General features: G+C 48.8%; 23 protein-coding genes. 8 read left to right on the top strand and 15 right to left on the bottom strand.

All coding sequences use genetic code 11. The features are described from left to right. Positions 1–343 precede the first annotated feature (343 nt). Positions 344–2,800 (bottom strand): sugar phosphate nucleotidyltransferase, encoded by a 2,457-nt coding sequence (locus AC1BI1_RS06545; RefSeq protein ID WP_476716484.1) that lies wholly within the window; start codon positions 2,798–2,800, stop codon positions 344–346. 28 nt (positions 2,801–2,828) lie between these two features. Beyond that, complete coding sequence (locus AC1BI1_RS06540) at positions 2,829–4,190, bottom strand: glycosyltransferase family 4 protein (protein WP_476716483.1); 1,362 nt, start codon at positions 4,188–4,190, stop codon at positions 2,829–2,831. 141 nt (positions 4,191–4,331) lie between these two features. On the opposite strand from AC1BI1_RS06540, the gene AC1BI1_RS06535 reads away from it, so the two are divergent. The 8 genes from AC1BI1_RS06535 (at position 4,332) to AC1BI1_RS06500 (ending at position 10,315) form a co-directional block, all read left to right on the top strand. Beyond that, a complete protein-coding gene (locus tag AC1BI1_RS06535; protein WP_476716482.1) occupies positions 4,332–5,495 on the top strand; it encodes a COG1470 family protein in 1,164 nt (387 codons plus the stop codon). Positions 5,496–5,497: 2 nt separating this feature from the next. After that, positions 5,498–6,451 carry an ABC transporter ATP-binding protein gene (locus AC1BI1_RS06530; protein WP_476716481.1) on the top strand — a complete coding sequence of 318 codons (954 nt, stop codon included), beginning with the start codon at positions 5,498–5,500 and terminating at the stop codon, positions 6,449–6,451. Further along, positions 6,448–7,452 (top strand): ABC transporter permease, encoded by a 1,005-nt coding sequence (locus AC1BI1_RS06525; RefSeq protein WP_476716480.1) that lies wholly within the window; start codon positions 6,448–6,450, stop codon positions 7,450–7,452. The genes AC1BI1_RS06530 and AC1BI1_RS06525 overlap by 4 nt, the downstream gene beginning before the upstream one ends. A 160-nt stretch (positions 7,453–7,612) precedes the next feature. Beyond that, positions 7,613–8,008: a helix-turn-helix transcriptional regulator gene (locus tag AC1BI1_RS06520; RefSeq protein ID WP_476716479.1), complete on the top strand. Its 396-nt coding sequence runs from the start codon at positions 7,613–7,615 to the stop codon at positions 8,006–8,008. 1 nt (position 8,009) lies between these two features. After that, complete coding sequence (locus AC1BI1_RS06515; RefSeq protein WP_476716478.1) at positions 8,010–8,189, top strand: hypothetical protein; 180 nt, start codon at positions 8,010–8,012, stop codon at positions 8,187–8,189. A 92-nt stretch (positions 8,190–8,281) separates the two neighbouring features. Further along, on the top strand, positions 8,282–8,764 hold the full coding sequence (locus AC1BI1_RS06510; protein ID WP_476716477.1) for a permease: 483 nt from the start codon (positions 8,282–8,284) through the stop codon (positions 8,762–8,764). Further along, positions 8,761–9,348 (top strand): permease, encoded by a 588-nt coding sequence (locus tag AC1BI1_RS06505; RefSeq protein WP_476716476.1) that lies wholly within the window; start codon positions 8,761–8,763, stop codon positions 9,346–9,348. The genes AC1BI1_RS06510 and AC1BI1_RS06505 overlap by 4 nt, the downstream gene beginning before the upstream one ends. Continuing rightward, positions 9,326–10,315: a cation diffusion facilitator family transporter gene (locus AC1BI1_RS06500; protein WP_476716475.1), complete on the top strand. Its 990-nt coding sequence runs from the start codon at positions 9,326–9,328 to the stop codon at positions 10,313–10,315. Before AC1BI1_RS06505 ends, AC1BI1_RS06500 begins: the two co-directional genes overlap by 23 nt. A gap of 109 nt (positions 10,316–10,424) precedes the next feature. Here AC1BI1_RS06500 and AC1BI1_RS06495 read toward each other — a convergent pair whose 3' ends face one another. The 13 genes from AC1BI1_RS06495 to grdC all read right to left on the bottom strand — a co-directional run bounded on the left by AC1BI1_RS06495 (position 10,425) and on the right by grdC (position 24,967). Further along, positions 10,425–11,675, bottom strand: a complete 1,251-nt coding sequence (locus tag AC1BI1_RS06495) for a nickel pincer cofactor-dependent isomerase, group 22 (RefSeq protein ID WP_476716474.1) — start codon at positions 11,673–11,675, stop codon at positions 10,425–10,427. Positions 11,676–11,716: 41 nt separating this feature from the next. Then, a complete protein-coding gene (locus AC1BI1_RS06490; protein WP_476716473.1) occupies positions 11,717–13,000 on the bottom strand; it encodes a TRAP transporter large permease in 1,284 nt (427 codons plus the stop codon). Then, positions 13,000–13,488: a TRAP transporter small permease gene (locus tag AC1BI1_RS06485; RefSeq protein ID WP_476716472.1), complete on the bottom strand. Its 489-nt coding sequence runs from the start codon at positions 13,486–13,488 to the stop codon at positions 13,000–13,002. The genes AC1BI1_RS06490 and AC1BI1_RS06485 overlap by 1 nt, the downstream gene beginning before the upstream one ends. A gap of 176 nt (positions 13,489–13,664) precedes the next feature. Beyond that, positions 13,665–14,705 (bottom strand): TRAP transporter substrate-binding protein, encoded by a 1,041-nt coding sequence (locus AC1BI1_RS06480; RefSeq protein WP_476716471.1) that lies wholly within the window; start codon positions 14,703–14,705, stop codon positions 13,665–13,667. Between the two features lie 130 nt (positions 14,706–14,835). Next, positions 14,836–15,798 (bottom strand): phosphoglycerate dehydrogenase, encoded by a 963-nt coding sequence (locus AC1BI1_RS06475; RefSeq protein ID WP_476716470.1) that lies wholly within the window; start codon positions 15,796–15,798, stop codon positions 14,836–14,838. 104 nt (positions 15,799–15,902) lie between these two features. Continuing rightward, positions 15,903–16,793, bottom strand: a complete 891-nt coding sequence (locus AC1BI1_RS06470) for a MurR/RpiR family transcriptional regulator (protein WP_476716469.1) — start codon at positions 16,791–16,793, stop codon at positions 15,903–15,905. Positions 16,794–16,955: 162 nt separating this feature from the next. Next, the gene (locus AC1BI1_RS06465; protein WP_476716468.1) at positions 16,956–17,861 is read right to left on the bottom strand and encodes a dihydrodipicolinate synthase family protein; all 906 of its coding nucleotides are present in this window, start codon (positions 17,859–17,861) and stop codon (positions 16,956–16,958) included. Positions 17,862–17,863: 2 nt separating this feature from the next. After that, the gene (locus AC1BI1_RS06460; RefSeq protein WP_476716467.1) at positions 17,864–18,910 is read right to left on the bottom strand and encodes a TRAP transporter substrate-binding protein; all 1,047 of its coding nucleotides are present in this window, start codon (positions 18,908–18,910) and stop codon (positions 17,864–17,866) included. A gap of 15 nt (positions 18,911–18,925) precedes the next feature. Beyond that, a complete protein-coding gene (locus AC1BI1_RS06455; RefSeq protein ID WP_476716466.1) occupies positions 18,926–20,317 on the bottom strand; it encodes an FGGY family carbohydrate kinase in 1,392 nt (463 codons plus the stop codon). Positions 20,318–20,341: 24 nt separating this feature from the next. Next, complete coding sequence (locus AC1BI1_RS06450) at positions 20,342–21,607, bottom strand: TRAP transporter large permease (RefSeq protein WP_476716465.1); 1,266 nt, start codon at positions 21,605–21,607, stop codon at positions 20,342–20,344. Positions 21,608–21,609: 2 nt separating this feature from the next. Next, positions 21,610–22,017, bottom strand: coding sequence for a TRAP transporter small permease (locus AC1BI1_RS06445; RefSeq protein WP_476716544.1), 408 nt, complete (start codon positions 22,015–22,017; stop codon positions 21,610–21,612). A gap of 224 nt (positions 22,018–22,241) precedes the next feature. Further along, complete coding sequence (grdD, locus tag AC1BI1_RS06440) at positions 22,242–23,417, bottom strand: glycine/sarcosine/betaine reductase complex component C subunit alpha (RefSeq protein ID WP_476716464.1); 1,176 nt, start codon at positions 23,415–23,417, stop codon at positions 22,242–22,244. 5 nt (positions 23,418–23,422) lie between these two features. Further along, positions 23,423–24,967 (bottom strand): glycine/sarcosine/betaine reductase complex component C subunit beta, encoded by a 1,545-nt coding sequence (gene grdC / locus AC1BI1_RS06435; RefSeq protein ID WP_476716463.1) that lies wholly within the window; start codon positions 24,965–24,967, stop codon positions 23,423–23,425. Positions 24,968–25,012: the final 45 nt, after the last annotated feature.

Below are 25,012 nucleotides of genomic sequence, written 5' to 3'. Positions count from 1 at the left end.
TTGCCTCGCCTGCACTATTTTGGTGCTAATACAATAATTATACTCCAGGCCAAGGGTGTTGGGAAATAATTTCACCCCCTGAGTTATCCCCACTTTTCGCTGGGGTGGCGTGCTTAGGCTTCAAGCGAGCGACTAAACCCGAGCGGTAGCCAAACTTAACGAAGCCGAAAGCGGAAGCGGACCCCAGGCTTTTGAGAGGCCTGAGGCCGGCAACTGAGACAGGAGGTCGAATTTGCCGGGAAGTCCGCTGGAGCTTGAGGCTGAGTGATAGTTTGGCCCGCGAGGGTTTCTGGAGCGAGCTGAAGCTAAGCAGGCCAGAATCAAAAGTGGGGATGCGCCGGTTTCACCCCTTCTGGATAATCTCCTGCAATCGCGCCTCAAAGAACGCCGCCAATTCTTCGGCTGTTTCCTGGGAAAAGGCCTCACTGTATATCCGGTAAAGGGGTTCTTCTTCATCGGGTATAACTAGAGCCCAGCCCTGCGGGTAGTTTACCTGAATGCCGTCCAGCAGCTGAATCCTTTGGCTATCTTCCTCTCCCACCAAGGCTCGCATCACCCTTCCTTTGGCCTGCCAGGGACAGGGCACCACCCTGGTGCTGCGGTAAACGGCAGGTAGCCTGGCTATAGCCTCGCTCAAAGGCAAGTCACGCCTGGCCAGCCAATCAATTACGTAAGCTAAAGCCGCCAGAGCATCGAACTGCAGGCCGAACTGGGAATAGCGACCCTCGCCTTCTTCCCGGAGCACGGCCTCCTGGAGCAGCCCGGGGTGGTTTTTCACGCGCCGGATGCGCCCACCCAAATTTTCGGCCACAATGTCCGCTGCCCGTGGCGCAACTACCGGTAAGGCAAGGGTTTTATGGCGATTCTCCTCCAGGTACATCTGGGTTAAAAGGGCAATCCGGCGAGTCTCATCCACTAGAAAGCCGTTAGCATCCAGCAGCAATAACCTCTCGGCATTCTTATCTATTACGGCTCCCAGATCCGCCTGGTAACGGCGTATTTCCTGCGCAAAAAAAGGAAGGTCTCGCTGGATTTCACTCCAGGTCCGCCCGGGGGCAAAATCCAGCCGTATCACGTCGCAACCAGCTCGGGTGAGCAAACTGCTTGCTACTTCAGCACTTCCTTCCTGGCAACCTAAAGCTAGCCGCAAACGGCGACGGCGTATAATATCGGTCTCCAGGGTACTTAGCAGATAATCTTGATAAGCTTCGAGCAACCCAGGCTGGTAAGTACTTTCTACCACTTGATCCCCCTCTACCTGCCGTCCATCTTCCCGCCAAAATAGATTTTCTACTTTCCGCACTTCTCCCGGCGATAAGTCCGCTCCCTTCCCGTTGACCAGGTGCAGCCAGACTTTATCCCGTAGGTTGGCATCTTGTTTAATGTGGCAGGCTCCATTAAGCTGCAAAGACCGCACGGCGAAGCGTAACACAGGCATCAGCAGTCGTCCCAAATTCACCACCTTTACCCCTGTACTCATCAGGCCGGCGGCCAAAGCTTTTAAGAGCATTTCCCCGCTGCCACCGCTAAAAGTGCTCACTCCTATACTGGCACCGGGTTTAAAGGTAGCTCCAAAGGCCGCACCCAGCCGGGAAACGTGAGCTGGGTTGAAATCACCCCTCAAAAGCCCGGGCACAGCACTACCAATAAATAAGGGGCGACCCGTGCCCTGGCCCCAGATAAGAGATTCCCGCAAGACAGCATCCTGGCCCACACATTTTTGGGGCCAAACTTTTACTCCCGGCCGGATTTCCGCCCGGGCCAGAACACGGCTGCCGTCGCCTACAACGGCTCCTTCCAGGACCCGCGCTCCGCTCTCCAAAACAGCGTGGCTTAAAAGGATACCTCCTTCCACCCTGGTCTCCGAACTTAAAGTCACATTGTCCCACAAGATAGCGCGCTCCACTCGGGCGCCCCTCCCCACCCGGCAATAAGGCCCCAGTACCGTATAGGGCCCTAAGATAGCACCTGCCTCAATGCGACAAAAGCTACCTATGAGGACGGGGCCGTGGATCTCAGCAGCGGGGTCAATTTCTACTCCTTCTCCTACCACTACCCCCTTACCCCTATCCTCCCCGATTACCTTTATCTTGACTTTTCCTGAAAGGATGTCCTGGTGGGCCTGGCTATATTGCCCAATATGGCCAATGTCGCACCAATACCCGTCCAAGGTTATGCCGAAGAGGGGCTTGCCCTCGTTTAATAACAGGGGAAACAGATCCTTACTAAAATCAAAAAAAGTATCTGGGGGTATCATCTCTAGAACCTGGGGTTCCAGGATATAAATACCTGTATTAACCCGGTCGCTGAAAACCTCCCCCCAGCTGGGCTTTTCTAGGAATGCCCGTATTCTGCCGTCCTGATCGGTGATGACCACTCCGTACTCCAGAGGATTTTCCACCTGGGTCAGCACCAAAGTGGCCAACGAGCCGCGCTCGCGATGAAAATCCAGGGCCTTTTGCAGATCAAAGTCGGTCAGGGCGTCCCCGCTCACCACCACAAAGGTTTCGTCTAAGAAATCAGCGGCATTTTTCACACTACCGGCTGTGCCTAAAGGAGAATTCTCCACGAAATAACGCATATGCACTCCAAAATCAGATCCGTCACCAAAATATTCTTCGATGAGAGCGGGTAAGTATTGTAGAGTTACTCCTATTTCTTTAAAGCCTTGCTCGCGCAAAAGCTCTACACAGTATTCCATAACAGGCCGGTTGGCTACCGGGACCAAGGGTTTGGGGCGCTGGCAGGTCAAAGGCCGCAGCCTTGAACCCTCACCCCCCGCCATAATAATTGCTTTCATTAATCATTACCTCCTCAATAACCGATTGTTATAACAAGCCATCCCTTCCCCGGTTTTGATTTACCAGCGCTGCCCGGTGACCCACCAAATCGTAGCGCCCGCTAAAGGGAAGGGGTTCTTCGGTTACCTCTTTTTTCCCTTTAGATTCAAGCAAGGTCAGGGCATAACGGCGGAATCTCTCCATCACCGAAGTCCGTTCCGGCCAGGGAGTGCGGCGGTATTCCTCATACACAGCAGTATAAAGTTGAACAGTACGCCGGGCTATCCTCTTCCAATCATAAACATCTTCCACCAGCCGTGTGCCACCTTCTTTAACCCTAGCGGCCAACACCGCGTCCTTAAGGAGAGCGATAATGTTGTCGGCAAGAGAATTGGCATTGCCTGGAAAGGCGCGGAGCCCGTTAACGCCATGAGTGACAATCTCTTTCAACCCCCCGGTCTCGCTAACCACTACCGGTACCCCAGCGGCCATGGCTTCCAGGGCCACAATACCAAAGGGTTCATAAAGGCTGGGGAAGACGGCTACCTCCGCCAGGCGATAAAGCTGGTTGCGGGTGCGGTCGTCAAGATACCCGGTAAAGCAAACCTTATGGGCAATTCCCAATTCCCAAGCCCGGTTCTTCAGTTCCCCTTCCATAGGCCCCTGGCCCGCTACCACCAGTTTCGCTTCCGGGCAGCTAGCCAGTACCTTGGGCATGGCTTCCAGCAAAACCTGCACTCCCTTTTCTACCACCAACCTCCCCACAAAGAAAATAATCCTTTCTTGGGGTAAAGCGTAGCGCCGGCGCAAGGCCGCATCGAGGTGAACTTCGCGGAATTTAGATAGTACAACGCCGTTGGGTATGACTACTATTTTATCCGGCGGCACCTGGAAAAGGCCTTGGACTTCCTCCCGCATATGCTGGCTGCACACAATTACCCGCCAGGCCTCATAGGTGAGCCACCACTCTACACTATGGATGTATCGCTGCAAATCATTATGCAGGCCGCGATTGCGGCCGGCCTCAGTAGCATGGATGGTAGCCACCAAAGGTAAACGGTAAGCATGTTTTAGAGCCCTACCCACAAAAGCCACCAGCCAGTCATGGGCGTGAACAATATTAAAGGGGCCATAATGGCGCCAGATCACCATGGCCTCTTCCAGGAAACGTATATTAAGTTGCAAGACCCAGGTTAGAAAATCAGGGGCATGGATGGGATAAGCTTCTACCCTGTGTACGAAGACACCCTGCTCTTCTCTCTGAATTTGATTACCCCCTGGCTGCCCCATAGTTAGAACATGTACTTCCTGCTGTTCGCTGACCAGCGCATGGGCCAAATCTTCTACATGGCGGGCTAGGCCGCCTACACTGTGCGGAGGATATTCCCAGGAAAGATGTAAGACACGCATTATTATCACCAGATTTTAGTTTTCTCTAAGAAGAAGGTGCTTCATACAGGCCAGGAAGGATTTTGCGAAGAGGTGTCGAAAGAAATGTTTTGATCCCACTTCCGAAATCCTTCAGGTTCCAAGATTGAGAGGTGAACTTTGATGGCTAAAAAGTCTGCATTAATCGCGGCCCTTACATTTTTATTCTTCTGTCTCGCCTTCAGTAGCCCAGTAGTACCAGCCCAGGCCAGCGACGGCCTGCTCCTGTCTGCCCCCTTCCCAGGGATCGAAGTGCGCCCGGGAGAAACAGTCACTTTCCCCTTAGAGTTGCGCAGTACAGCTCCCAGGAAAGTTGACTTGCAAGTTGTTTCCGCCCCTAAAGGCTGGTCGACTAGCTTCAAGGGCGGAGGTATGATAGTTAATCAGGTATTTGTCGGCGATAATGAACCCGCCAAAGTGGATTTCCAGGTGGAAGTGCCCCAAGATGCGCAGCCGGGCACCTATAATTTCGTAATCAGGGCGGCAGGGGCTGGCGCCAGTTCTACTTTGTCCCTGCAGCTGGTGATTAAAGAAACTCCCAGTGGCAATGACAAAATGACTACTCAGTATCCGGTCCTCAGCGGAACCAGCACTACCACCTTCCAGTTCCGTGTGGATTTAACCAATAACGGCGCCCAAGAGCGTTCTTACAGTTTAAATGCTCAGGCCCCGCCTGGCTGGCAGGTTACCTTCAGTCCCGCTTATGACAACAAGCAAATCGCCAGCCTAAGTTTAAAGCCCGGCCAGAGCCAGGGACTAGATGTCACCGTCAAGCCGCCCCAAGGGGTTAAGGCCGGTACCTACAATGTCCCTATCGAGGCGGTGTCCAGTAACAGCAAAGCAGGTGTTGTCCTTAAAGTCGTTATTACGGGAACCTACAGTATGGAGATTACCACTCCGACCGAACGGCTTAACGCGGAAGCTACTGCCGGCTCGGAAAGCCCGCTTACTTTAATAATTAAAAATACCGGGAGCTCCGATTTACAAAACATTACCTTCTCTGCTGCCGCTCCTACTAATTGGGCGGTAACGTTTGAGCCTGACACCATAGATGTTCTGCCCGCGGGAGAGAACCGGCAAATTATCGCTTATATAAAGCCGGCCAAAGAGGCCATTGCTGGAGATTACGTGGTCAACATTACGGCCAATTCACCAGCAGCCAGCACCACCGCCAGTTTTCGCGTCAGTGTCCGGACTTCTACCCTGTGGGGAGTGGTAGGGGTATTATTAGTTCTGGCCGTAATAGGTGGTGTGGCCTGGATTTTCCATAAATACGGGCGGCGATAAACATGACAAAATCAGCCATTATAGTTACGGAAAACCTGACCAAACGTTATGATTCGGTAACGGCTGTCCAGGATCTCAACTTGGAAATCTACGAAGGAGAGATCTTTGGTCTCTTAGGCCCCAACGGGGCTGGAAAGACTACTACTATTTTAATGTTGCTGGGCCTTACAGAGCCCACAGCCGGACGGGCCCTGGTAGCAGGCGTAGATGCCACGCGCAACCCCCTAGCTGTTAAAAGTATAGTAGGCTATCTGCCTGACAACGTCGGTTTCTACGATGATTTGACAGCCGGGGAAAACTTGCTTTATACTGCCCGGCTAAACCGGATACCGGTGGAGGAAAGTGAGAGGCGCATTAAAGCGGCCTTGGAGCAGGTGGGCCTGAGGGATCACGCTGACCGCAAGGTAAGAGAGTTTTCCCGTGGGATGAGGCAGCGGCTGGGCATTGCCGATATAATTGTGAAAGATCCCCGCATTATCATCCTGGATGAGCCCACCTTAGGTATAGATCCTGAAGGCGTGCGGGAGCTGCTGGATTTAATTGTGCGTCTCTCCCGCGAAAAGGGTAAAACTATCCTAATCTCTTCGCACCTCCTGCACCAAATTCAACAAATTTGCGACCGCGTGGGCATCTTCGTGGGCGGCCGGCTGCTGGCTGTCGGTCCGCTAGAGACTTTGGGCCGCCAGGTCATGGCCGGAAAACCTTTAGAAATCGAATTGCAGGTGGAACCTCAAACCAGCGAACTTTTGGCTCTCCTCAGTTCCCTGGAGGGTGTGGAGGAAGTGAGAAGCCAGGGCCCGTATATCCGTTTGCGTTGCGCCAAAGGCAAAGACATACGGCCTCAGTTAACCTGGCTCCTGGCAGAAAGAAAGATAGCCTTGCTCCATTTACGGGCCCGGGGTTATGATCTCGATGATATTTATCTGGAATACTTTCAGGGAGAGGGAAGAGCATGAACGAATGGCGCAAAAAATTGCAGGATTTTGTCTCCTGGTGGTGCGAAGCCTTCCGCACAAGCGGCGGATTAAAAGTTATATTTGCCAAGGAGTTGGCCGATAACTTAAGCAGTACCCGGATGGGTATCCTCTTCTCCCTGGTGGCCATAGCTTGCCTTTCGGCGCTATACGTAGCTGCCCAGAGCATCCGCCAGTCCGTAGGTGAACAAAGTTCCACTTTTGTTTTCCTGCGCCTTTTTACTACCAGCGGAGGATCTTTGCCACCTTTCATTTCTTTCATGTCATTTTTGGGGCCTCTTTTAGGTTTAGCGCTGGGCTTCGACGCCATAAACGGAGAATACCATAAGCGTACCTTAAGCCGACTGCTGGCTCAACCCATTTACCGCGATGACGTTATTAACGGTAAATTCCTGGCTGGAATCGCGGTTCTGGCTACTATGATTATGGCCCTGGGGTTGCTGGTGGCCGGACTAGGCCTGGTATTTATCGGTGTTCCTCCCCAGCTAGAAGAAATAGGGCGCATTCTGGCTTACCTTCTAGTCACCATCATTTACGTCGCCTTCTGGCTCAGTTTATCTCTCCTCTTTTCGCTAGTGTTCCGGCAGGCCGCCACTTCTGCCCTGGCCGGTATAGCCGTCTGGCTTTTCTTTGCTATTTTTGCACCCATGCTGGCCGGCATTATAGCTGATAGCCTGTTCCCGGCCCCCGAGGATGCTCCAGCCAGTGTCCTGCTCCGCAATGCAGTATGGAAGCAGAACCTCAGCCGCCTATCGCCCACTACTTTGTATGATGAGGCCACCATAACCCTGCTTAACCCCGGGGTACGTACCCTGGGGCCGGTCCTGATCCAGCAAATAATTGGGGCTATACCTGGGTTTTTACCCCTGGGGCAAAGCCTGCTCCTCATCTGGCCCCACTTGGTGGGCCTGACAGCCGCCACTATGCTCATTTTCGGCCTGGCCTACTACTTCTTCATGCGCCAAGAGATACGTACCAATTAAAATCCCGGCGTGAACTTGTATCCCTTTCCTGGATAAAAAGCCGCGGGCACATAAATTTTAGCCCGCGGCTTTAATTTTACCCTTGACAAGAAGAGGAAACAGCACTAAATTAAATAAAAAAGCTATATATGCATTATGCATATAAGGGGTTAGCGTATATATGTGTAAGGATTTACACGTGGAACAGAAAGGATGCCATTGCCATAGTCAGAGTTCTCGCCTTCCTCTAATTCAGCCCTGTCTGCTTTTACTCTTGCATGAAAAACCAGCCCACGGATATGAGCTCATAGAAAAGCTCACGGAATTCGGATTCGATCATTGTCTGGATGCCACTACTGTCTACCGCAATTTGCGCCGGATGGAAGAAGAAGGCCTGGTAACTTCCCAGTGGCATACGCAAGGGCCGGGACCGGCCCGGCGCCTCTACCAGTTGACTCCTGAAGGGGAAGATCTGCTTCATTCCTGGGCTTCCACCATACGCCGAAAGAAAGAAACCCTGGAAAAGTTTTTAAATAGATATAACCAGCATTTCCCCCCGAAAGGAGGTGAAGTTTGAGATGTGCTGCACTACTCAAGAAAACCGTCATTCTTCTAACTGCTGTTGCCACTCTTTTCGCTTCCACAGACGCTATTACACCAAACAAGAGGAAATAGCTCGCTTGGAAAAATACCTGGAGGACCTCAAGGCCGAACAAAAAGCTGTGGAAGAGCGGATTAAAAAAATGCAGGAACAGTGAGGTTTAAAAGGATACAAGTTTTTGTAAAGCGCCGGTCGGCATAAACAATTACGGCCGGCGTACCATTCCTTTTTGGAGGGATTTTACAGCCTATGTTTACTATTTTTACCTATGCCCTGGCTCTCGCCGCCCTGCTCTATTCCTTGGCCAAAGACAAACAAAAAACAATGATAGCCCTACGCAAAGCTTTAAAAGCGTTTCTGGGTATACTGCCCGACTTCGCCTCCATCCTTGCTCTGGTAGGAATTATGCTAACTTTTATTTCCCCCCAGTTTGTCGCCAGGTTTGTGGGGGCGCAGACAGGCTTTTGGGGGATGTTCCTAAGTTCTCTGGTAGGATCCATCACCCTAATCCCCGGTTTTATAGCCTTTCCTCTGGTAAAATCCTTGCTGGACCGCGGAGCCGGCATTATGCAGATGGCTGTTTTTGTCTCCACTCTAATGATGGTGGGATTTGTGACCGCACCGCTGGAAATAAAATATTTTGGTAAGAAGGAGACCATTCTCCGTAACACCTTGAGCTATTTTTATTCCTTCATCGTAGCCTTGATCATCGGTCTGGTGGTGGGAGCATGAAAAAATTGCTGTGGACTTACCGCTTCTTCTTGCTCATCCTCCTCTTTGACCTGGCCGTTTTATATTTTAACCGCGAGGCAGGAAAAACTATCTTTGCCTATACTTATGCTAACTTTAAAGAGATGCTGGGAATAATACCACCTATATTTATTCTTCTAGGGTTGCTGGATACCTGGGTGCCTAGGGAAACAGTAATGCGCTACATGGGTGAAAAGGCTGGCTGGCTAGGACCTGGCTTAAGCATACTTCTCGGCGCTGCTGCCGCCGGCCCCCTGTACGGCGCCTTTCCAGTGGCTGAGGTCATGGCCAAAAAGGGTGTAAAATACTATAATATAATCGTGTTCTTATGTTCATGGGCTACCCTGAAAATACCCATGTTCCTATTTGAAATGTCGGCTTTAGGTATAAGGTTTGCCCTGACTCGCTGGCTGGTCAACCTGCCCGCCATACTGCTTATAGCAGCTATGGTAGACCGCAGCCTCACCCCGGCCGAAAAAGAAGCCTTTTATCGAAAGTATAACAGCGCCACCGCTGACCCTGTAAAAGGAGGAATTTCTAAAGTTGGGCAAAGAATGTACTCATAAACCTTCCGCTCAGACCGGACCCCAGGGGCGCCTGCTTATCTCCCTGGCCCTGACCCTTCTGGTGTTCGGAGGGGAATTATGGGGAGGAATATTCGCTAACAGCTTAGCCCTCTTGAGCGACGCCTGGCATGTATTGACCGATGCTCTGGCCCTGGGCCTGGCCCTGCTGGCGTTACTCTATGCCCGCAAAGAGCCCACTCCTCTTCATACCTATGGGTTTCACCGCCTGGAAGTAATAGTAGCCTTCATAAACGCGCTTTCCCTATGGGGCATTACTTTATGGATCTTAATGGAGGCCGGCCAAAGACTGCTCCATCCTGTGGGTGTCCGGGGGCGGGAAATGTTCATCGTGGCCGCAATAGGCCTGGCGGCCAATCTCCTTGCTGGCTTGCTCCTGCACCGCCACGGAGAAGAAAATTTGAACATCCGCAGTGCCTGGCTACACGTGATGGCTGATGCCCTCGGATCAGTCGGTGTGCTTATAGGCGGATGGTTCGTGCTACGGTATGGCTGGTACCTGGTAGACCCTCTGATCAGCATTGGAATAAGCCTTCTTATCATGCGCGGTGCTTATGGCCTCACCCGGGAAGCCTTACACATTCTCATGGAAGGTACACCTGCTCACTTAAAAACAGAAGAGGTGCTCACCGCACTTGAGACCGTGCAGGGTGTAGAAAACGTACACGACCTGCATATCTGGAACATATCAGGCCGCATCCCTGCCTTAAGCGCCCATCTCCTGGTGAACACCTCGTGCGCCAATTACCCGCAGATTCTTTCCCAGTGCCAAAAGTTACTAGCCGAGAAGTTTGGAATCTTTCACAGCACCTTGCAGCTGGAGCCGAGCTGCCCCCTGGCGGAAAAGCGTTCCTGCCAGCTCTTAATTTCGGGTAATTTGCCTTGCTCCTCCAAGGCGGACACAGTTCGCTGTCCCAATGAAAAGTTTAGAGATTGTGGACACCCTTAAAAGAAGCCTTATTGCTGTAATAATCCGGCACGCCGCATCTTCCTGTTCCCGAGCCAGGAAAAGGACCCGGCAGAAGCTTATAATGCCGGGGATTACGCCCTCCTTCACCTTAAAAACTTATAGTCTCGGTAGTTATTTCTATGTTAGGACAACTCTGTATGCGGGGCAACAAATTTTCTGAGACAAATATCTCTTCTAGTTCCAACGTATTTTTTATTTTAACCAACTGAGGGTTAGTCAACGCTGTCCTCCCGCAACATTGAAGTGCCGCTATAATGGCTTCGCGCTCATTTTCCATTATAATAGGTATTTTACCGGCCTCCGGATTCGCTGAGGCAATTACATTGGTGTAAGTATGATTCAAATTTATTTTATCGAACAGTTTTCTAGTAATAAAATCGGCAATACCAATACCGCAAGCATTCCCCTCCGCACCTTCCGAGAGGTCAAGTACGACAATTCTCTTAATTCTTGGGCCTTTAAAACCAGGTAGGACTCCTCTGGCGGTTTTGCCTATCACATTTGGATCCATACCTGCGCCGCTAATATCTTTACCCAGTTTTTCCACTATCAAAACATCTATTTCTTCAGGTACCATTATTCCAGCCATTAGGTCAGTCGCCAGCTTTAATAGTTTAGGTTCTTCCTCGATTATATCTTCAGCACGAATAGCTTTAATTAGATAAGGCCGATGATATGCGTTCTCAACTATTGCCACGCCAAATCCAACCGGAGCTTTTCTTAGAATCTCTTTAGCTACTGAAGGTATAATTTGGTGAAACTTGTCGAAGCCTTCTTGATGAAGCCTGGAACAACCCTCATGATTGCCCAAACCTATCGCCATCATTTTACAAAGCCCGCTTCCAATCGGCCCCGTAAAATCCGTGTGGGGTTTGACCCTGTTTATTAAGACAATCATGTCGGATTCATAGGCTGTTTTATCTATAAATACCGGTATATTTTCTCTCGTCTCTCCTATTTTTACCACTTCCATGGAGGAAACTATGGGTACCTGCATTGTCTCTTCGTTTATTCCATAGCTACTTAAAATTTCTATCTGTCCCTCCGCAGTTCCGCCACCGTGACTACCCATGGCGGGTACAATAAACGGGTGAGTTCCTAAATCCTTTAAGCATTCGATAACCGCCTTTACTATCTGACTGAGATTAGATATACCCCGACTGCCTACTGCGATAGCCACACGACTTCCAGGCTTTATCTTCTCTTTAATTCCTGGCTGCATTATTTCATTATATATAGTACCAGTTATATCCTTTATTTCATAGGTATCAAACCTCTGTCGAACTTTCACCATCTTGGGAAGCTGGATACTGGAGACACTTGGCGATAACACTTGCATCGATAATTACTCCCCTTGCTCATATATTGCAACCCTAGAAATCATTCCCCTAAAATCATTTTTAACGGAACTAGAACCAGATTGGGAAATACTGTGTACAGAAGCAAAGCGAATAACTCAACAGCCAAGAAAGGTAAGACTCCTTTAACCACACGTTCAAAGCTGATGTTTCCTAGAGTACAACCGAGATACAAAATTGTACCCACGGGCGGAGTTAATAATCCCAAACAAAGGTTTAATGTCATAATTAATCCGAAGAAATAGGGATCAATCCCCACCCGACTAATCACCGGTATTAAGATTGGCCCAAATATAAGCAGATTGGGAGTCAAATCCATAACCATGCCTAAAATGAAGAGCAAAACATTTATAGCCAATAGCAAAACAAGAGAATTAGAGGATATTCCCGCCAACAAAGCTGCCATTTGAGCCGGTATCTGAGCAACAGTAATCAGCCATCCTACCACTGAAGCAGCTGCCACTACAAACATTACGATAGCAGTGCTTCTGGCGGTGTTGACGAATACATCTGTAATCTGGCTTACCTTTAACTCCTTGTACCATAACATCGATATTAGAAAAGCATACACAACTGCAAAGGCACCCGCTTCCGTCGGCGTAAATACCCCAAAACGGATGCCTCCTACAATCAAAATAGGCATCACAACTGCAGGTATAGAATCCTTTAGTATGTCTTTAGCTTCATTCCACGTATAAGTTCGCACATCATTATAACCGTCTCTCCTGACAATCAAATACCAAGCGGCCATCAACAATATTCCTAATATAATTCCCGGTACTATCCCCGCCATAAACAACCTGCTAATAGAAAGACCCCCTGAGGTACCAAGCAAAATCATCGGTATGCTTGGCGGGATGATAGGAGCTAATATGGCGGCTGCACATATGAGGCCAACAGCCCTTTCCACCTTGTACCCGCTCCGTACCATAAGAGGTACCAAAATGCTGCCTAAGGCCGCCACATCCGCAACAGCGCTCCCCGATAACCCAGCAAATATCATGCTTGCCAGGATGGCGGCATATCCTAAACCACCTCTTACTCGCCCTACTAATAAACTGGCCAGATTAACAATTCTGCTAGCTAACCCACCAGCTGCCATTAGTTCACCGGCCAGCATAAAAAAAGGTATGGCCATTAATGGATAATTGTTGGTCCCCATAACCATATGCTGGCCGACAATAGAGGCATCCCAAATGCCCATCGATACCATAAGCGTTACGGCGCTGACCACCAGGACAATCGCTATTGGGGTACCTAAAGGCAATAAAATCGCTAGGGTAACTAGGAAGATCAAAACCTGCATTACTGACATCCTTTCTGCCAATATTTCTTACTATTTAAGCCGCGCACCATTTTAAGCAGCAATGTTATAATCATAATCAAGGAACTTATAATGATAGATATAGATACGGCACCAAACGGAATTCCGGTGGCTGGGCCCTTAGAGTTGGCAGAGGTTTTAAAAAACTGAATTCCCCCATAAAATATAATCACTAACGCCACTAAGGTCACTAAATCGCTCAGAACGCTTACAATAACCTTAGGGGTCCCCTTTAATCTACTGGTAACCAGATCAACTCCTATATGTTGGTTTTCCATAAAGGCAATGGTGGCACCGAGAAACGATAGCCACACAAAGAAATATCTAGACAGTTCTTCCGCCTGAGGAATACTAGAATTAACTGTATACCTTAAAAACGCATTAAGAAATACTAAAACAACCATTCCCATGGTGAAAACAGTAACAGAAGATCTAAGGACGCCTTGCAAGATTTTCTGTTTGGAACCCAAGAGCAACCCCTCCTCGCAAAACCACAAATGCCTCCCACGTACACCTTTGCTTTAAAAAATAAACAAAACTAGCTCGGTTGTATTAGTTGTCTTAATTGACCGGGGGGGCTAACCCCCCCCTGAACTAAATCATAATACTGGCTAGCCAATACCCACTCCATTACTCGCCGAGGTGCTTACTTAATCTCGTTAATTTTTTTCGCAAGTTCCTGACTACCAGGGTATTTACCATACATCCATTCATGAACCGCCTTCTGTGAATCTGTTAACTTTTGTTTAAACTCGGGATCGGGAATTGTTATCTTAACACCGTAGCCCCTTAACAATTCTTTATCCTTATTTTCCGAATCAATGGATACTTGCCACTGATATTCGGCAGCAATTTTGGCTGCTTTCTCTATTAAGGTTTGGTACTCCGGCGGCAAACCTTTAAACCACTTATCGTTGACAATCCACAACCGTGGGCTGAACATATGGTTGGATTCTAAAATATATTTTTGAACCTCATAAAACTTTGAAGAGCGGATTGTGGCATAGGGATTTTCTTGCCCATCTATAACTTTCTGTTCCAGGGCTGTGTATACTTCGCTAAACGGCATTGGAACGGGATTGGCACCAAATGCCTTAGCCATTTCTACATATACAGGAGTGTTAGGTACCCTAAGTCTCATACCCTTTAGCTTTTCATAGCTATCAAGCTCATAACGAGAACTAATTACCCTAAAACCATCAGATAACCACGCGAGATTCCTAACTCCTGCTTTCTCTTCTAATCCCTTAGTGATTTCTTGTCCGAGTTCACCACTAAATACCTTCCGCGCGTGCTCCCAGTTGTCAAAAAGGAAGGGCATCTCAGCAATATTAATTAAAGGTACATCCCTACCCATCAGAGTTCCCGCTATGCCCATTTCTACATTGCCTTTTTTAACGCTATCGATATACGTATCTTCCGGGCCTAACTGGTTATTGGGGAAAATTTGTACAACTATTTTCCCTTGACTCTGTTTTTCTACTTCCTCTTTAAATTTGTTTAAACCAATATTTATAGGGTGATCGGGTGCATGCCAATTTGCAATCTTAACAACCAATTTCTGAGCCTCATTGCCCTCCTGGCCTCCTGCCTTCGTAGAACTAGATTTATTACACCCGAACACGAGCAAACTAAGTCCACCTATTAGTAACAACAAAATAAGCCTTTTGCCTAAAGCTCTAAGCATCTTGTTTCCTCCCTCTTCTCATTATTTCACGCTAAATGCAATATACATTTTGCTATTTTAATATTATTTAGAACCTGCTTACCTATCTCACCTCCTCTCCTATCCCAGGTCACGGGAGGTAAACCGCTGGTTACACTCGGTTAACCTGGTAATCAGAATTTCCTCCTAAGAGAATATCGCGCACATTTTGGGCGGCCAGTAAACTCATTTTGGTTATTGATTCACAAGTGTAGGACCCCATATGGGGGCTAACTACCACGTTATCCAGCTCCAATAACCGGGAACCCCTAGGGGGCTCAACATTGAACACATCCAGGGCAGCACCTGCTATGATACCCTCCTGTAAGGCTTCGTACAGGGCTTCCTCATCTACCACACCACCCCGCGCAGTGTTTATAAGGAAGGCCTCCTTTTTCATAAGGCGGAGTTCTTCCCTCCCAATTAAGCCCCTGGTAGAAGGTGTCAACGGGCAATGGATACTAACGAAGTCACAAAGTCCCAGAAGCACTTTAAGATCTACTCTCTTGCAATGGTACATGTTCTCAGCGATCTCGTTTCTCTGCGGATCCGTATAATATATCTCCATTCCCAAACCTTTAGCTCTTTTAGCTACCTCCACTCCGATACTTCCCATTCCGATAATGCCCAAATTTTTCCCCCATATGTCGTATCCTACCAACCGATCCCAGCGACCGCTGCGAACTATCCTGTCCGCCAAAGGTATTTTCCGGACTGCTGCGAAAAGTAACCCTATAGTAAGTTCAGCTACCGCTTCGTTGTTGCTGCCGGGCGCAATGGTTACTGCAATACCCCTCTTCGTAGCAGCCTTGAGATCGATATTATCGATCCCAACTCCATGTTTAGAAATAACTTTGAGCCGGTCTGCTGCGGCAATCACATTAGCCGTCATTTTATCCGAGCCTACAATCACCGCATCAATTCCCTGGATTCTCTCCACCATTTCCTCTTCGCTAAGAGGTTCTCCCGAACCACCCCATATCAATTCAAACCCCGAATCCTCCAGTAGTTTTCGCGGTTCATTGCTAGTAGAAGAGAAAGACCGAGCAGTGATTAGAACCCTTTTAGATACCAACAGCATCACCTCATTAAGTGACAAGGCTTCTGGCATTTCGTATATATCCAGCATAGGGCAGAATATCTTGCCTTAAAATCATAAAATCTAGATGACATCCTCCCCTAAAACCTCTTATTAACTATCGCTTCCCGCATTCTGTTCAGTGTTTCCAACGCCTCCTCTTTTCTACGATAAGCAACGGCCACGTAAAGGGCATCAATTAAAGCCAGCTGGGCAATACGAGAAGCCAACGGCTCAGCCCGAAAGGCTATCTCTTTACTGGCTACAAACAATTTTATTTTAGCTACTTTGGTAACCGGTGAATTCCGATAACTGGTAATACAGATAGTAGTAGCCCCGGCCTTATTGGCAATCTCCAAAGATTCCACAATATCCTTCGTGCTCCCGGTATGGGATATACCAACTACCACATCCTGGGGACCCAAGATAGAAGCAGACATGGCCTGCATATGAGCATCAATATAGGCTATACAGGGAATCCCCGTCTTCAGAAATTTGTGCTGGGCATCGATGGCCACAGCTCCAGACCCTCCGAGCCCATAAAACTCTATACGGCGAGCCTCAGACAGCGCCTCCACTGCCTTCTTGAAGGAAACTTCGTCCAGGATCTTTAAAGTATCCTCAAGGCTATTGATATGGCCTGTAAGAACCTTGCGGGCAATGGTAGCTTCATCGTCCTCATCTTTTATCGCTTCATGAATGTTTTTAAGAGGCTCTATTCTATCCCGTACTAAGCTATTTCTGAGATCTTGATAACCCCTTAACCCTAATTTCCGGCAAAGTCTTACTACTGTAGTCTCGCTGACCCCGCTGCGCTCCGCAAGTTCAGTAATGGGTAGATAAATTACATCTTCCGGATGCTCAAGGATATATTCCGCCACCTTTTGCTCAGCTTTATGCAACGAGCTGATAAGGCCCCTCAGCAAGACCAAACAATCCCCCTGTGTCAGGTTGGTTGTTTCTTCTCTCGTTACTTTCTCAGAAGATGACATCCTCCAATATACCTCCCCATCATAGCCAACCTCTCCCGTTTGGTTGCCAACCACGTAAATCTTCATTGCTTGCCTAAGGGTACCACCTGAACACTTAGGTAGCGGTTAAGTCCAGCGTGTATCCCCAAACAAGGACTCGTCTACTTGCCCTTATTAAATGACTTAGCTACTCAGAACTTCCAGGGCTTTATCTATCTCGGCCTTCATAAACTCGTATACTTTATCTCCCCTAGGAGGCAACGCCATCGGTTGCCGTGGATAGCCCCCATCAAATCCACGGGCATAAAGGGCCATATGGGATACTACAGTGCTGTCCGCCACCGCCATTACTTTCCTGAGATTCATCACTGCTTCATATACACGCCCAGCTTTATCCGACCCTTTTACTACCAGATCATAGAAGTGGGATATCAGTTCCGGCACATAATTGCACATACCACCTATCATAGTGTCTACACCCATAAAGTAAACCGGCAGGAACCCTACCTCTGTTCCTAAGATAACCTGGAAGTCCTTTTCCCTGTTTTTCATCCGGTAATATACGTGGCTTAAAAACGAGATATCTAGCGAGCTGTCCTTTAAGCCCGCAACCCCTATTTCCTGGAGTTTCTCCACCGTACTTACGCTAAATTTGACCCTGGTTGTAGTCGGGTTATTATAAGCATATACTGGCAAGCTTACGCTTTCCACTATGGCCTTATAATACTCAACCACCTCCTCATCGCTATACCTGTAGTAGAAGGGGGGGACAGCAGCCACAGCATCTACACCTATCTTCTCTGCCTCTTTGGCCAAGGCAACGGCGGAGCTGGTGTCCGCTGTGCCCACATGCGCTATTAGTGCTTTGCCTGAAAAACCAGAGACTACCTTCTTGGCCAGCTTATATACTTCTACCCTTTCTTCTAGGCTCATTAAGGGGCCGGCTCCATAGGACCCGGTTACGAAAAGACCGTCCACACCGTTTTCCAACATCCAGCCCATATGCCATTCCATTTTAATAGGGTCAAGCTTACCTTCGGAGGTAAAAAAGGTTATATTAGGTACCAGAACTCCTTTCGGCCTAGCCATTATTACTCCCACCCTGCCTTTCTTACTTTATCTAGCAATTCCTTGCCAATTTTACCCTCGAAATCGGGGTATATTTTTTCCGCTTCGGCCCTCCACAACGTTTTCTGCTCAGGAGTAAGCTCTGTTATTTCAACACCATTCTGCTTTATAGTATCAATATACTGCTTTTCGTTCTCGCGACCACTGTTTCTCTCGAATTCTCTTAACTCATAAGCTGTATCTCTTATTATCTGCCGTAAATCATCAGGCAATTGATCCCAGAACTTCTTGCTGACCAGCACCACCACAGGAGAGTAAACGTGGCTGGTACGCGTGAGATACTTTTGAACCTCATAGAATTTGTTGGCCGCGATTATAGAAAGGGGGTTTTCCTGACCATCCACAGTCTTAGTTTTAAGTGCCATATAAATCTCTCCAAATCCCAAGGGTACAGGTGTGGCACCCAGCTGCTTAAAGAATTTCATATGGACCTCATTTTCCATGGTCCTCAATTTGATTCCCTTGAGATCCTCCGGTTTCACCACAGGCCTCACGTTATTAGTAAGCTCCCGGAAGCCGTTCTCCCACCAGGCTAGACCCACTATACCTAACTTTTCAAGTCTCTTGAGCATCTCCTGCCCTATAGGGCCGTCCAGGACCTTATCGGCAGATTTATGGTCTTTAAATATATAGGGTAAGTCAAATACGAAAAATGCAGGATCGAAAAGCCCCATGGGACCAGTAGTAGTAGGAGTCATTTCTACTGTCCCCGCCATCAAACCCTCTATTAATTGCCGCTCGCTGCCTAACTGAGCGGAGGGAAAAAGCTTTACCTCGATCCGGCCATTCGACTTCTTCTCCACTATCTCTTTGAATTTCTGGCTGGCCAGGTCAATGGGATGTCCCGGGGCGGTACCATATCCCATTTTGATTACAAATTTCTCTGTACTTCCTTTCTCTGTACCTGCACCAGATTGAGACTTCCCGCCAGAACCACTTTGGGTACCGCAACCAGCTAGAAGTAAGGCGAGGACAAAGAGGCTAACAACCAAAGCGGCTAGCTTTTTCATGCCTTCTTCTCCTTTCTAACGATAAGTTTTACAGGCGTTCTTCTCTAGAAGACCAGCGAATTCTTGGCCTATCTGCAGCCACTTTTCATATTCCTTCCGGTATTGAAAGGTGGGCTCAATTAACCTGTCCACTTTAACCTCCGCGGGAACCGAAATCCCAATCGCTTCCGCCGCTGACAAAGCAGCTCCATAGGAAGCAAGGTATTCTACATCCTGTAAGATAGCAATTCTCATAGGAATACTACCAGCTATGACCTCCATTAATTTTTCCAGGTACACACCACCTCCAGCAATAGCTACTAAGTCCTGGCGAGGCAGATTAGCTCCGACCAATTCAATAAGATTACTTAAGGTAAACCCCACCCCCTTCACTATAGCGCCTGCAAAGGTCTGCCAATCAGTGTCTATCTGGAAACCTATACATACGCCTTTTAAATGGGAGGACCAGAAGGGAGTCCTCTCTCCATGGAGCCAGGGGAAGAAAAACAGATCACCTTTCTTACTCTCGCCCAGCTCAGCCTCCTCCAGTTTAAACCCCCATTTGCGTGCCCAATTCAAAACGGAACAGCCGTTAGAAGAGATGCCACCGAGGACATAGCGTTCTTCATCCACAACATAAGTCCATAATTCTTCACATCCCGGTACAGGGCTTCCCACAAAAGCCCTGGCTGCTAAAGAAGTACCTACATTGGCGCAGATCTGGGTTAAACCCCGGCAGGTATAGCTGGCAGATATCCCATCTCCTAACCCAGGGGCCAGGGCAATATCTTGCCCGTCCCGGCAGCTAAGGGTAATCTTCACTTCTCCTATAGAGGTGTTATGGCTCCTAACCTGGGGCATAGCCTCTGGGGAATAACCGAGAGCTTTTATAAGTCCTTCGTTCCACCTCTTCTCATAAATATCCAGTAACCCGGAAGCTGAAGCCGTGGTATAATCAGTAACCAGTTCCCCCGAAAGAAACTTTATTAAATGCTCTTTAACACCATAGGGCACAAATTTCCGCTCCGCCTTATCTTTCACAGTAGCGAGCTTATAGGCCGGGTAAAGGGTATCCACCGGACAACCCGATCTCTCCATGTACCCCTTAAGCCATTCCTCCGCTCTTACATCCCTGGGCCACAGGCTGTTCCATTGATACACCACAACCCCTTCTGCAGTTTCTTCGCAGAGCGAATACATCTGGCTGGAAAGTGCCACACTAAGCAAGGTAAATTCTGCCGTTAGAGTGTCCAACATCTTAATTAGCGTTTCTTCATATACCCTGGCCGGTACTACGCCAGTCTCTACTTTACTTTCCGGATACTCATAGCGAAGATGACGAATTGCTTCTCCGGTATTAACATCAAGGGCCGTAGCCTTTAAAGAGCTGGTACCCACATCTAGTCCCACTACAACCTGTCTTTTCATCCCCTTACCTCTCCACCCCTAGCTTTAAGAGATTAACTTAGGCAACCAGGAAATAATTCCAGGGAAGAAGATGGATAACAGTATGACTGCCAAATTAACTAATGCGTAAGGCACTAATTCCTTACTTATTTCTGAGAAGCTCCGGTTTGTGAGGCTACAGGCTGTATATATCAGCGTCCCCACAGGCGGGGTGATTAGACCCACTACCAAGGTGGCGCAGAAAAATACGCCAAAATAAACCGGGTCTATCCCAAGGATCTTTATGGGCTCTATGAATACTGGCGCCAGTATTAAAATAGCGGGAGTAAGGTCCATAATCATGCCTACGATTATGAGTACCATGAAGGTTACGATCATAAACTGCGTTTGGGTAGTTACCACGCTCGTTATGGCCGCCGCTACAGTCTGGGGTACTTGCTCTGCCGTCAAAATCCAGGCTGCCACTGAAGCAGCCCCTACTACAGCCATCACCAAAGCCGTTCCTATAAAACTCTTTTCAATAACAGCGGGTATTTTCTTTAAATCCAATTCTTTATAGATAAACATGGAAACAAGAAAAGAGTATACAACTGCAATAGCGGAAGATTCCGTGGGGGTTAAGATACCGAAGGAGATAGTTACGAAGAGGAATACAGGAAGTAATAATGCCCAAATAGCGCCTGATGTATCTTGTAGCTCCTGAGAACTACTGCCATGATAACCACGTTTCTTCGAGACGAAATAGCTTATTGCCACTTGCGAAAGGCCCATTAACAAGCCTAATCCGACCCCACCCACAAATAATTTCGCAATGGGCACCCCGGTAATGGAACCATATATTATCATAGGAATGCTGGGGGGAATTATAGGGCCGATAACTCCACCGCTGGCCACCACCGCACCGCTGAAGGCGGAGGAATACTTTTCTTTAGTCATAGCCGGTAACATTATGGAGCCGATGGCCACTGCTGTGGCTATAGCCGAGCCGTTAATGGAGGCAAACAGCATGCTCGCCACCGCAACAATAATGGCCAGACCACCAGTTCTGTTCCCTACTAGCTTGGAAGCTACCGCCACAATTCGTTTAGTGAGGCCACCGAGGTTCATTATCTCGCCAGCCAGCATGAAAAAGAATATAGCCGTGAGCGGGAAGTTATCAGTGGCCATCAGCCACTGCTGGGCAAATACAGTTAAAGATACCCCTTGGGCTACCAGCAGAAACAGAGCCGATATGGCCAGCGCTAATACAATTGGCACTCCTAGGATAAATGCGATCCCGAAGACGGCCAAATACATATACAATAACTCCACAATTATCTTTCCCCTTCCCTAAACCTAAAAGCGCTTAGAATCTGGTAAATACCAATTCCTATCCAGGCAGCCCCGGCCAAGACACCAGCTATATAAAGTACTATTATCGGGAAACCTGTAGCAGGTAAGGGAAACCTCCCGCTCTGCTTAACGAATAGGGAACCCCAATAAACTATAGCTACCCCAACTATCAGAAGAGATAACGCCGTCACTATCTCGGATATCTTTTGAGTTATGACATTTATTTTCGCTATACTATCCAGCCCGATATGCGCCTTCTTAACAAAGGCTATAGAAATAGATAAAAAGCAACCCCATACAAATAAGATTCTTGTTAACTCCTCAGCCCAGCTTATGCTTCTACCCAACAGGTATCTCCCTAAACCATCAAAAGTTAGTAAAAGCACCATAGTTATACCAATAATACACAGGAAGCCCCGCTGCAGCTTAGACAATACCATGTTTCACCTCTTTCTTTGTTTGTAGATAGCAATGTATTTGATTCAACATTAGTTAAAAAAATCCTTCTTCGTTCTGTATCTCAGCAAAAATTTTTTTCTTAAAGAAAAAAGGTGGCCCCTGTTTTTCGCAGTGGTGGCCACCCAGCTTTATGAAAGGCGCATGGCCCTCTCCCTCAAATAAAGCCTTCCTGCTGCAGCAATCTTTTGGCCGCTTCCGCGTCTTCCGGAGCTACCAAGATGACGGGTCCGGTGCAGCCCATTCCGCTGGCAGCATAAATCCCGGCTTTCCATAAAGCCTTTACCGCCGCCTCTAACTCCAGAATATCTATCCCGGGGATCTCCTCGCTCACAGCTTTTGGAGGGGGCTCCTGCACCACGCTCGTTGGCTGTTCTTTTCCTATCTCACTTTCCAGTAATGAAATCAAACCGGCACGCCTCGCCTTTTCCATCTCTTCCCGGTAAATAGTGAGGACCCTGCCCTTAGCTACCTCCGCCGCATACCGTATAGCACCTGCCACTACGGGAGCCCCGGAAGCCCGGGATAAAATGCAAACGATGTGATCATAAGTCTCTCCTATTCCCGGGCCGTAACCGTAGCCTAAGGCTTCGTATTCCCCACCGGTGGTATAGGAAGAAAATACCTTCATTAAAATGTTACCGGTGAGGCTATCGGTTACCATCACGTCGCAGGCCCCGGCCAGAAGATCGTTCCCCCGCATTACCATCCCGCCATCGGCACGCACAGAAAGGGCAAACTCGATATCGTATCCCTTGCTCTGAAGTTTACTCAAAATCCGCTCGACAGCCCGGGCACCGTCTACATTTAAGATGCCGAGCCTGGGACGAGCTATGCCACAGGCTTTAGCGCAAGCTATACCGGCTATGGCGTTTTTTACCATAGCCCTTACCCTGTCGGTATCCGAAGTCCCGGTGGTGGTGGCCAGGAACATCTCCCGGCCTCTTCCGGGTGTTACTACCCTGCCGACCGTGGCCGTCCCCAAGGGGAAATTAAAGTGCATGGTAACCGCCGCCTCAATCTGGCCAGTCTGAAGCAACCTTTGCATGGTCTCCTGCAGGTCCTTCTCGCAGTCATCCGTTTGGACATGAGATATTCCCAACTTCAGGGCCTCCTCCATTCCCTCTATTTCCGGCCCGATTAGAACCACCTGGAAGTCGCCGCTACCCTGGACAGCATTAATAGCTCCCCGAATAAGCTCCTCCCGCCCTACCTCATTCCTGGACAGAGTCAAGCCTACCCGCACTTTAGGCCCCCTAGCCTTTCCCTCCAGGACCTCGGCCAGTTCCAGTAACAATTCCCCTACAGCCCTCCTAACCCTAGACCCGGACATGCTTCTCACCCCACTTGAGCCATCATTTCCCGGGCAACTTTGCGCAAGGCTTCGGCTAGCACACCGCGAACCTCATCCATGTCCTTACCTTCCTTACGGGGCGTCTCTCCCCTATTTTTCTCTAAAACAAAGGAGACGCCATCAAACAATCCGGTCATCCTCCCTAGGAAAAGGCTGCCTTTGCCTATAATCATCACCCTGTTAAACTTGCCGCTCAAAATCCCTTCCCGGGCAAAACCCAGGAACGGTACCCCGGAAGGTACGTGCCCCTGGGTAGGGGCATAACCAGGCATACCGTGCCGTTTTATAAAGTCCTCCAGCTCTCCTCGCTGGATCTCGCCCTTCATCACCGCCAGGGCACCGATCATTTTGTAATTAGCTTTGGGAACATTGCCTGCTCCGGCCGGCTCAGTAATCTCCGGATTCTGCATTTCGACGGAGTATTTATCTACATCGGTGATCTTAAGATTGGCCCTGGCTAACGGCTCGGTCACTAAGGCCTCCATCACCGCTTGAGGGGTCGCCCCCGAGCCTATCTTATGCCGTCCTACTACATCGGTGCGGATAACGGGATTTATACCGTCATTTTCACCCACCATAACGGCAAAGGCGCCCAGGACGTCCTCCAGAAGGGGCAATCCCTTTTTGACATGGTCGCGGCCGTTCATCCCCAGCTTGGCCACGGCTCCTCCCCCGACGACAATCACATTTTTATAAATGCCGGCCTGTACCAGAGCCGCGGCACTCACCAGGCCGTGGGCCGGTCCAGCACAGAAGGAGCGAATATCAGCCCCGGTAGCATTAATAAGGCCGCACCTCTCCCCAATGGCTTTGGCAAAATTGCCCCCGCCGCGCTGGTTCATATCGCCGCAAGCTTCTTCGGAGGTCTCGATAAGGTATTCTACTTCTTCTCCGGTGGAGCCCACCAGTTTAAGAAGGCGGCGCACCGCCCAGATGGCCGTAGCCTTGGCGCAAAGGTTTTCCAGTATAACATGGGCCTTTAAAGTATCGTCCACGTCATGAGCCCGGCGAACACAACCCACAAGCTGGCCGTTAAACCTTAGCTCTTCCGCTTCAGCTTCTTGGATGTGCTTTTGAATTTCTTCGAGTTCGCTGCCCGTCCTCCACGGGTTCAAGTCTTTCTCTTCAAAGAGCCCGGTTTGCCAAAGCTTTTGTTTAACTGCTTCTTGAAAATCTTTTTCCAGGCAGACCAGGTCGAAGCTATCGGCCAATTTTAGCAGGCCGTAAAGTATATCTTCAGAAACTATATCGCCAAATTTACCCTGGGCAGACGCTTCCGGTAACAGGTTGGCGTACCAGGGCCGATTTATGTTATCCAGTTCTTCCGGCCATAAGTTTCCGATAAATACTTGATTAGGTGCGTATTTCACCACTTCTTCATATGACCTTAAATGAGAAGGAACTTTTTGCAGATATTCCGATTCCGGATTTTTCAAGCGTTCTACCCTCTGGGTAGATCCGCCGATCAGCAAAATATCCGGAGAATGGAAAAGAGCGTAGGCCGCTCCTTTAATAACCGGAAAGCTCATGCACCTCACCTCCAGGAAATCTTAAGGGAAGGTGGGCAAGTTCCT

The sequence above is a fragment of the Thermanaeromonas sp. DSM 22490 genome, assembly GCF_056378755.1.
Note: the sequence above shows the minus strand (reverse complement) of the source record. Positions and strands in the feature narration are given on the sequence as shown.

Excerpts from the sequence above, each read along its gene's own strand:
- AC1BI1_RS06480 (WP_476716471.1), bottom strand. The coding sequence starts at position 14,705 with ATGCTTAGAGCTTTAGGCAAAAGGCTTATTTTGTTGTTACTAATAGGT.
- AC1BI1_RS06545 (WP_476716484.1), bottom strand. The coding sequence starts at position 2,800 with ATGAAAGCAATTATTATGGCGGGGGGTGAGGGTTCAAGGCTGCGGCCT.
- AC1BI1_RS06455 (WP_476716466.1), bottom strand. The coding sequence starts at position 20,317 with ATGAAAAGACAGGTTGTAGTGGGACTAGATGTGGGTACCAGCTCTTTA.
- grdC (WP_476716463.1), bottom strand. The coding sequence starts at position 24,967 with ATGAGCTTTCCGGTTATTAAAGGAGCGGCCTACGCTCTTTTCCATTCT.
- AC1BI1_RS06460 (WP_476716467.1), bottom strand. The coding sequence starts at position 18,910 with ATGAAAAAGCTAGCCGCTTTGGTTGTTAGCCTCTTTGTCCTCGCCTTA.
- AC1BI1_RS06490 (WP_476716473.1), bottom strand. The coding sequence starts at position 13,000 with ATGCAGGTTTTGATCTTCCTAGTTACCCTAGCGATTTTATTGCCTTTA.
- AC1BI1_RS06515 (WP_476716478.1), top strand. The coding sequence starts at position 8,010 with ATGTGCTGCACTACTCAAGAAAACCGTCATTCTTCTAACTGCTGTTGC.
- AC1BI1_RS06470 (WP_476716469.1), bottom strand. The coding sequence starts at position 16,793 with ATGTCATCTTCTGAGAAAGTAACGAGAGAAGAAACAACCAACCTGACA.
- AC1BI1_RS06535 (WP_476716482.1), top strand. The coding sequence starts at position 4,332 with ATGGCTAAAAAGTCTGCATTAATCGCGGCCCTTACATTTTTATTCTTC.
- AC1BI1_RS06520 (WP_476716479.1), top strand. The coding sequence starts at position 7,613 with ATGTGTAAGGATTTACACGTGGAACAGAAAGGATGCCATTGCCATAGT.
- AC1BI1_RS06510 (WP_476716477.1), top strand. The coding sequence starts at position 8,282 with ATGTTTACTATTTTTACCTATGCCCTGGCTCTCGCCGCCCTGCTCTAT.
- AC1BI1_RS06495 (WP_476716474.1), bottom strand. The coding sequence starts at position 11,675 with ATGCAAGTGTTATCGCCAAGTGTCTCCAGTATCCAGCTTCCCAAGATG.
- grdD (WP_476716464.1), bottom strand. The coding sequence starts at position 23,417 with ATGTCCGGGTCTAGGGTTAGGAGGGCTGTAGGGGAATTGTTACTGGAA.
- AC1BI1_RS06540 (WP_476716483.1), bottom strand. The coding sequence starts at position 4,190 with ATGCGTGTCTTACATCTTTCCTGGGAATATCCTCCGCACAGTGTAGGC.
- AC1BI1_RS06525 (WP_476716480.1), top strand. The coding sequence starts at position 6,448 with ATGAACGAATGGCGCAAAAAATTGCAGGATTTTGTCTCCTGGTGGTGC.
- AC1BI1_RS06445 (WP_476716544.1), bottom strand. The coding sequence starts at position 22,017 with ATGGTGCTTTTACTAACTTTTGATGGTTTAGGGAGATACCTGTTGGGT.
- AC1BI1_RS06465 (WP_476716468.1), bottom strand. The coding sequence starts at position 17,861 with ATGGCTAGGCCGAAAGGAGTTCTGGTACCTAATATAACCTTTTTTACC.
- AC1BI1_RS06505 (WP_476716476.1), top strand. The coding sequence starts at position 8,761 with ATGAAAAAATTGCTGTGGACTTACCGCTTCTTCTTGCTCATCCTCCTC.
- AC1BI1_RS06530 (WP_476716481.1), top strand. The coding sequence starts at position 5,498 with ATGACAAAATCAGCCATTATAGTTACGGAAAACCTGACCAAACGTTAT.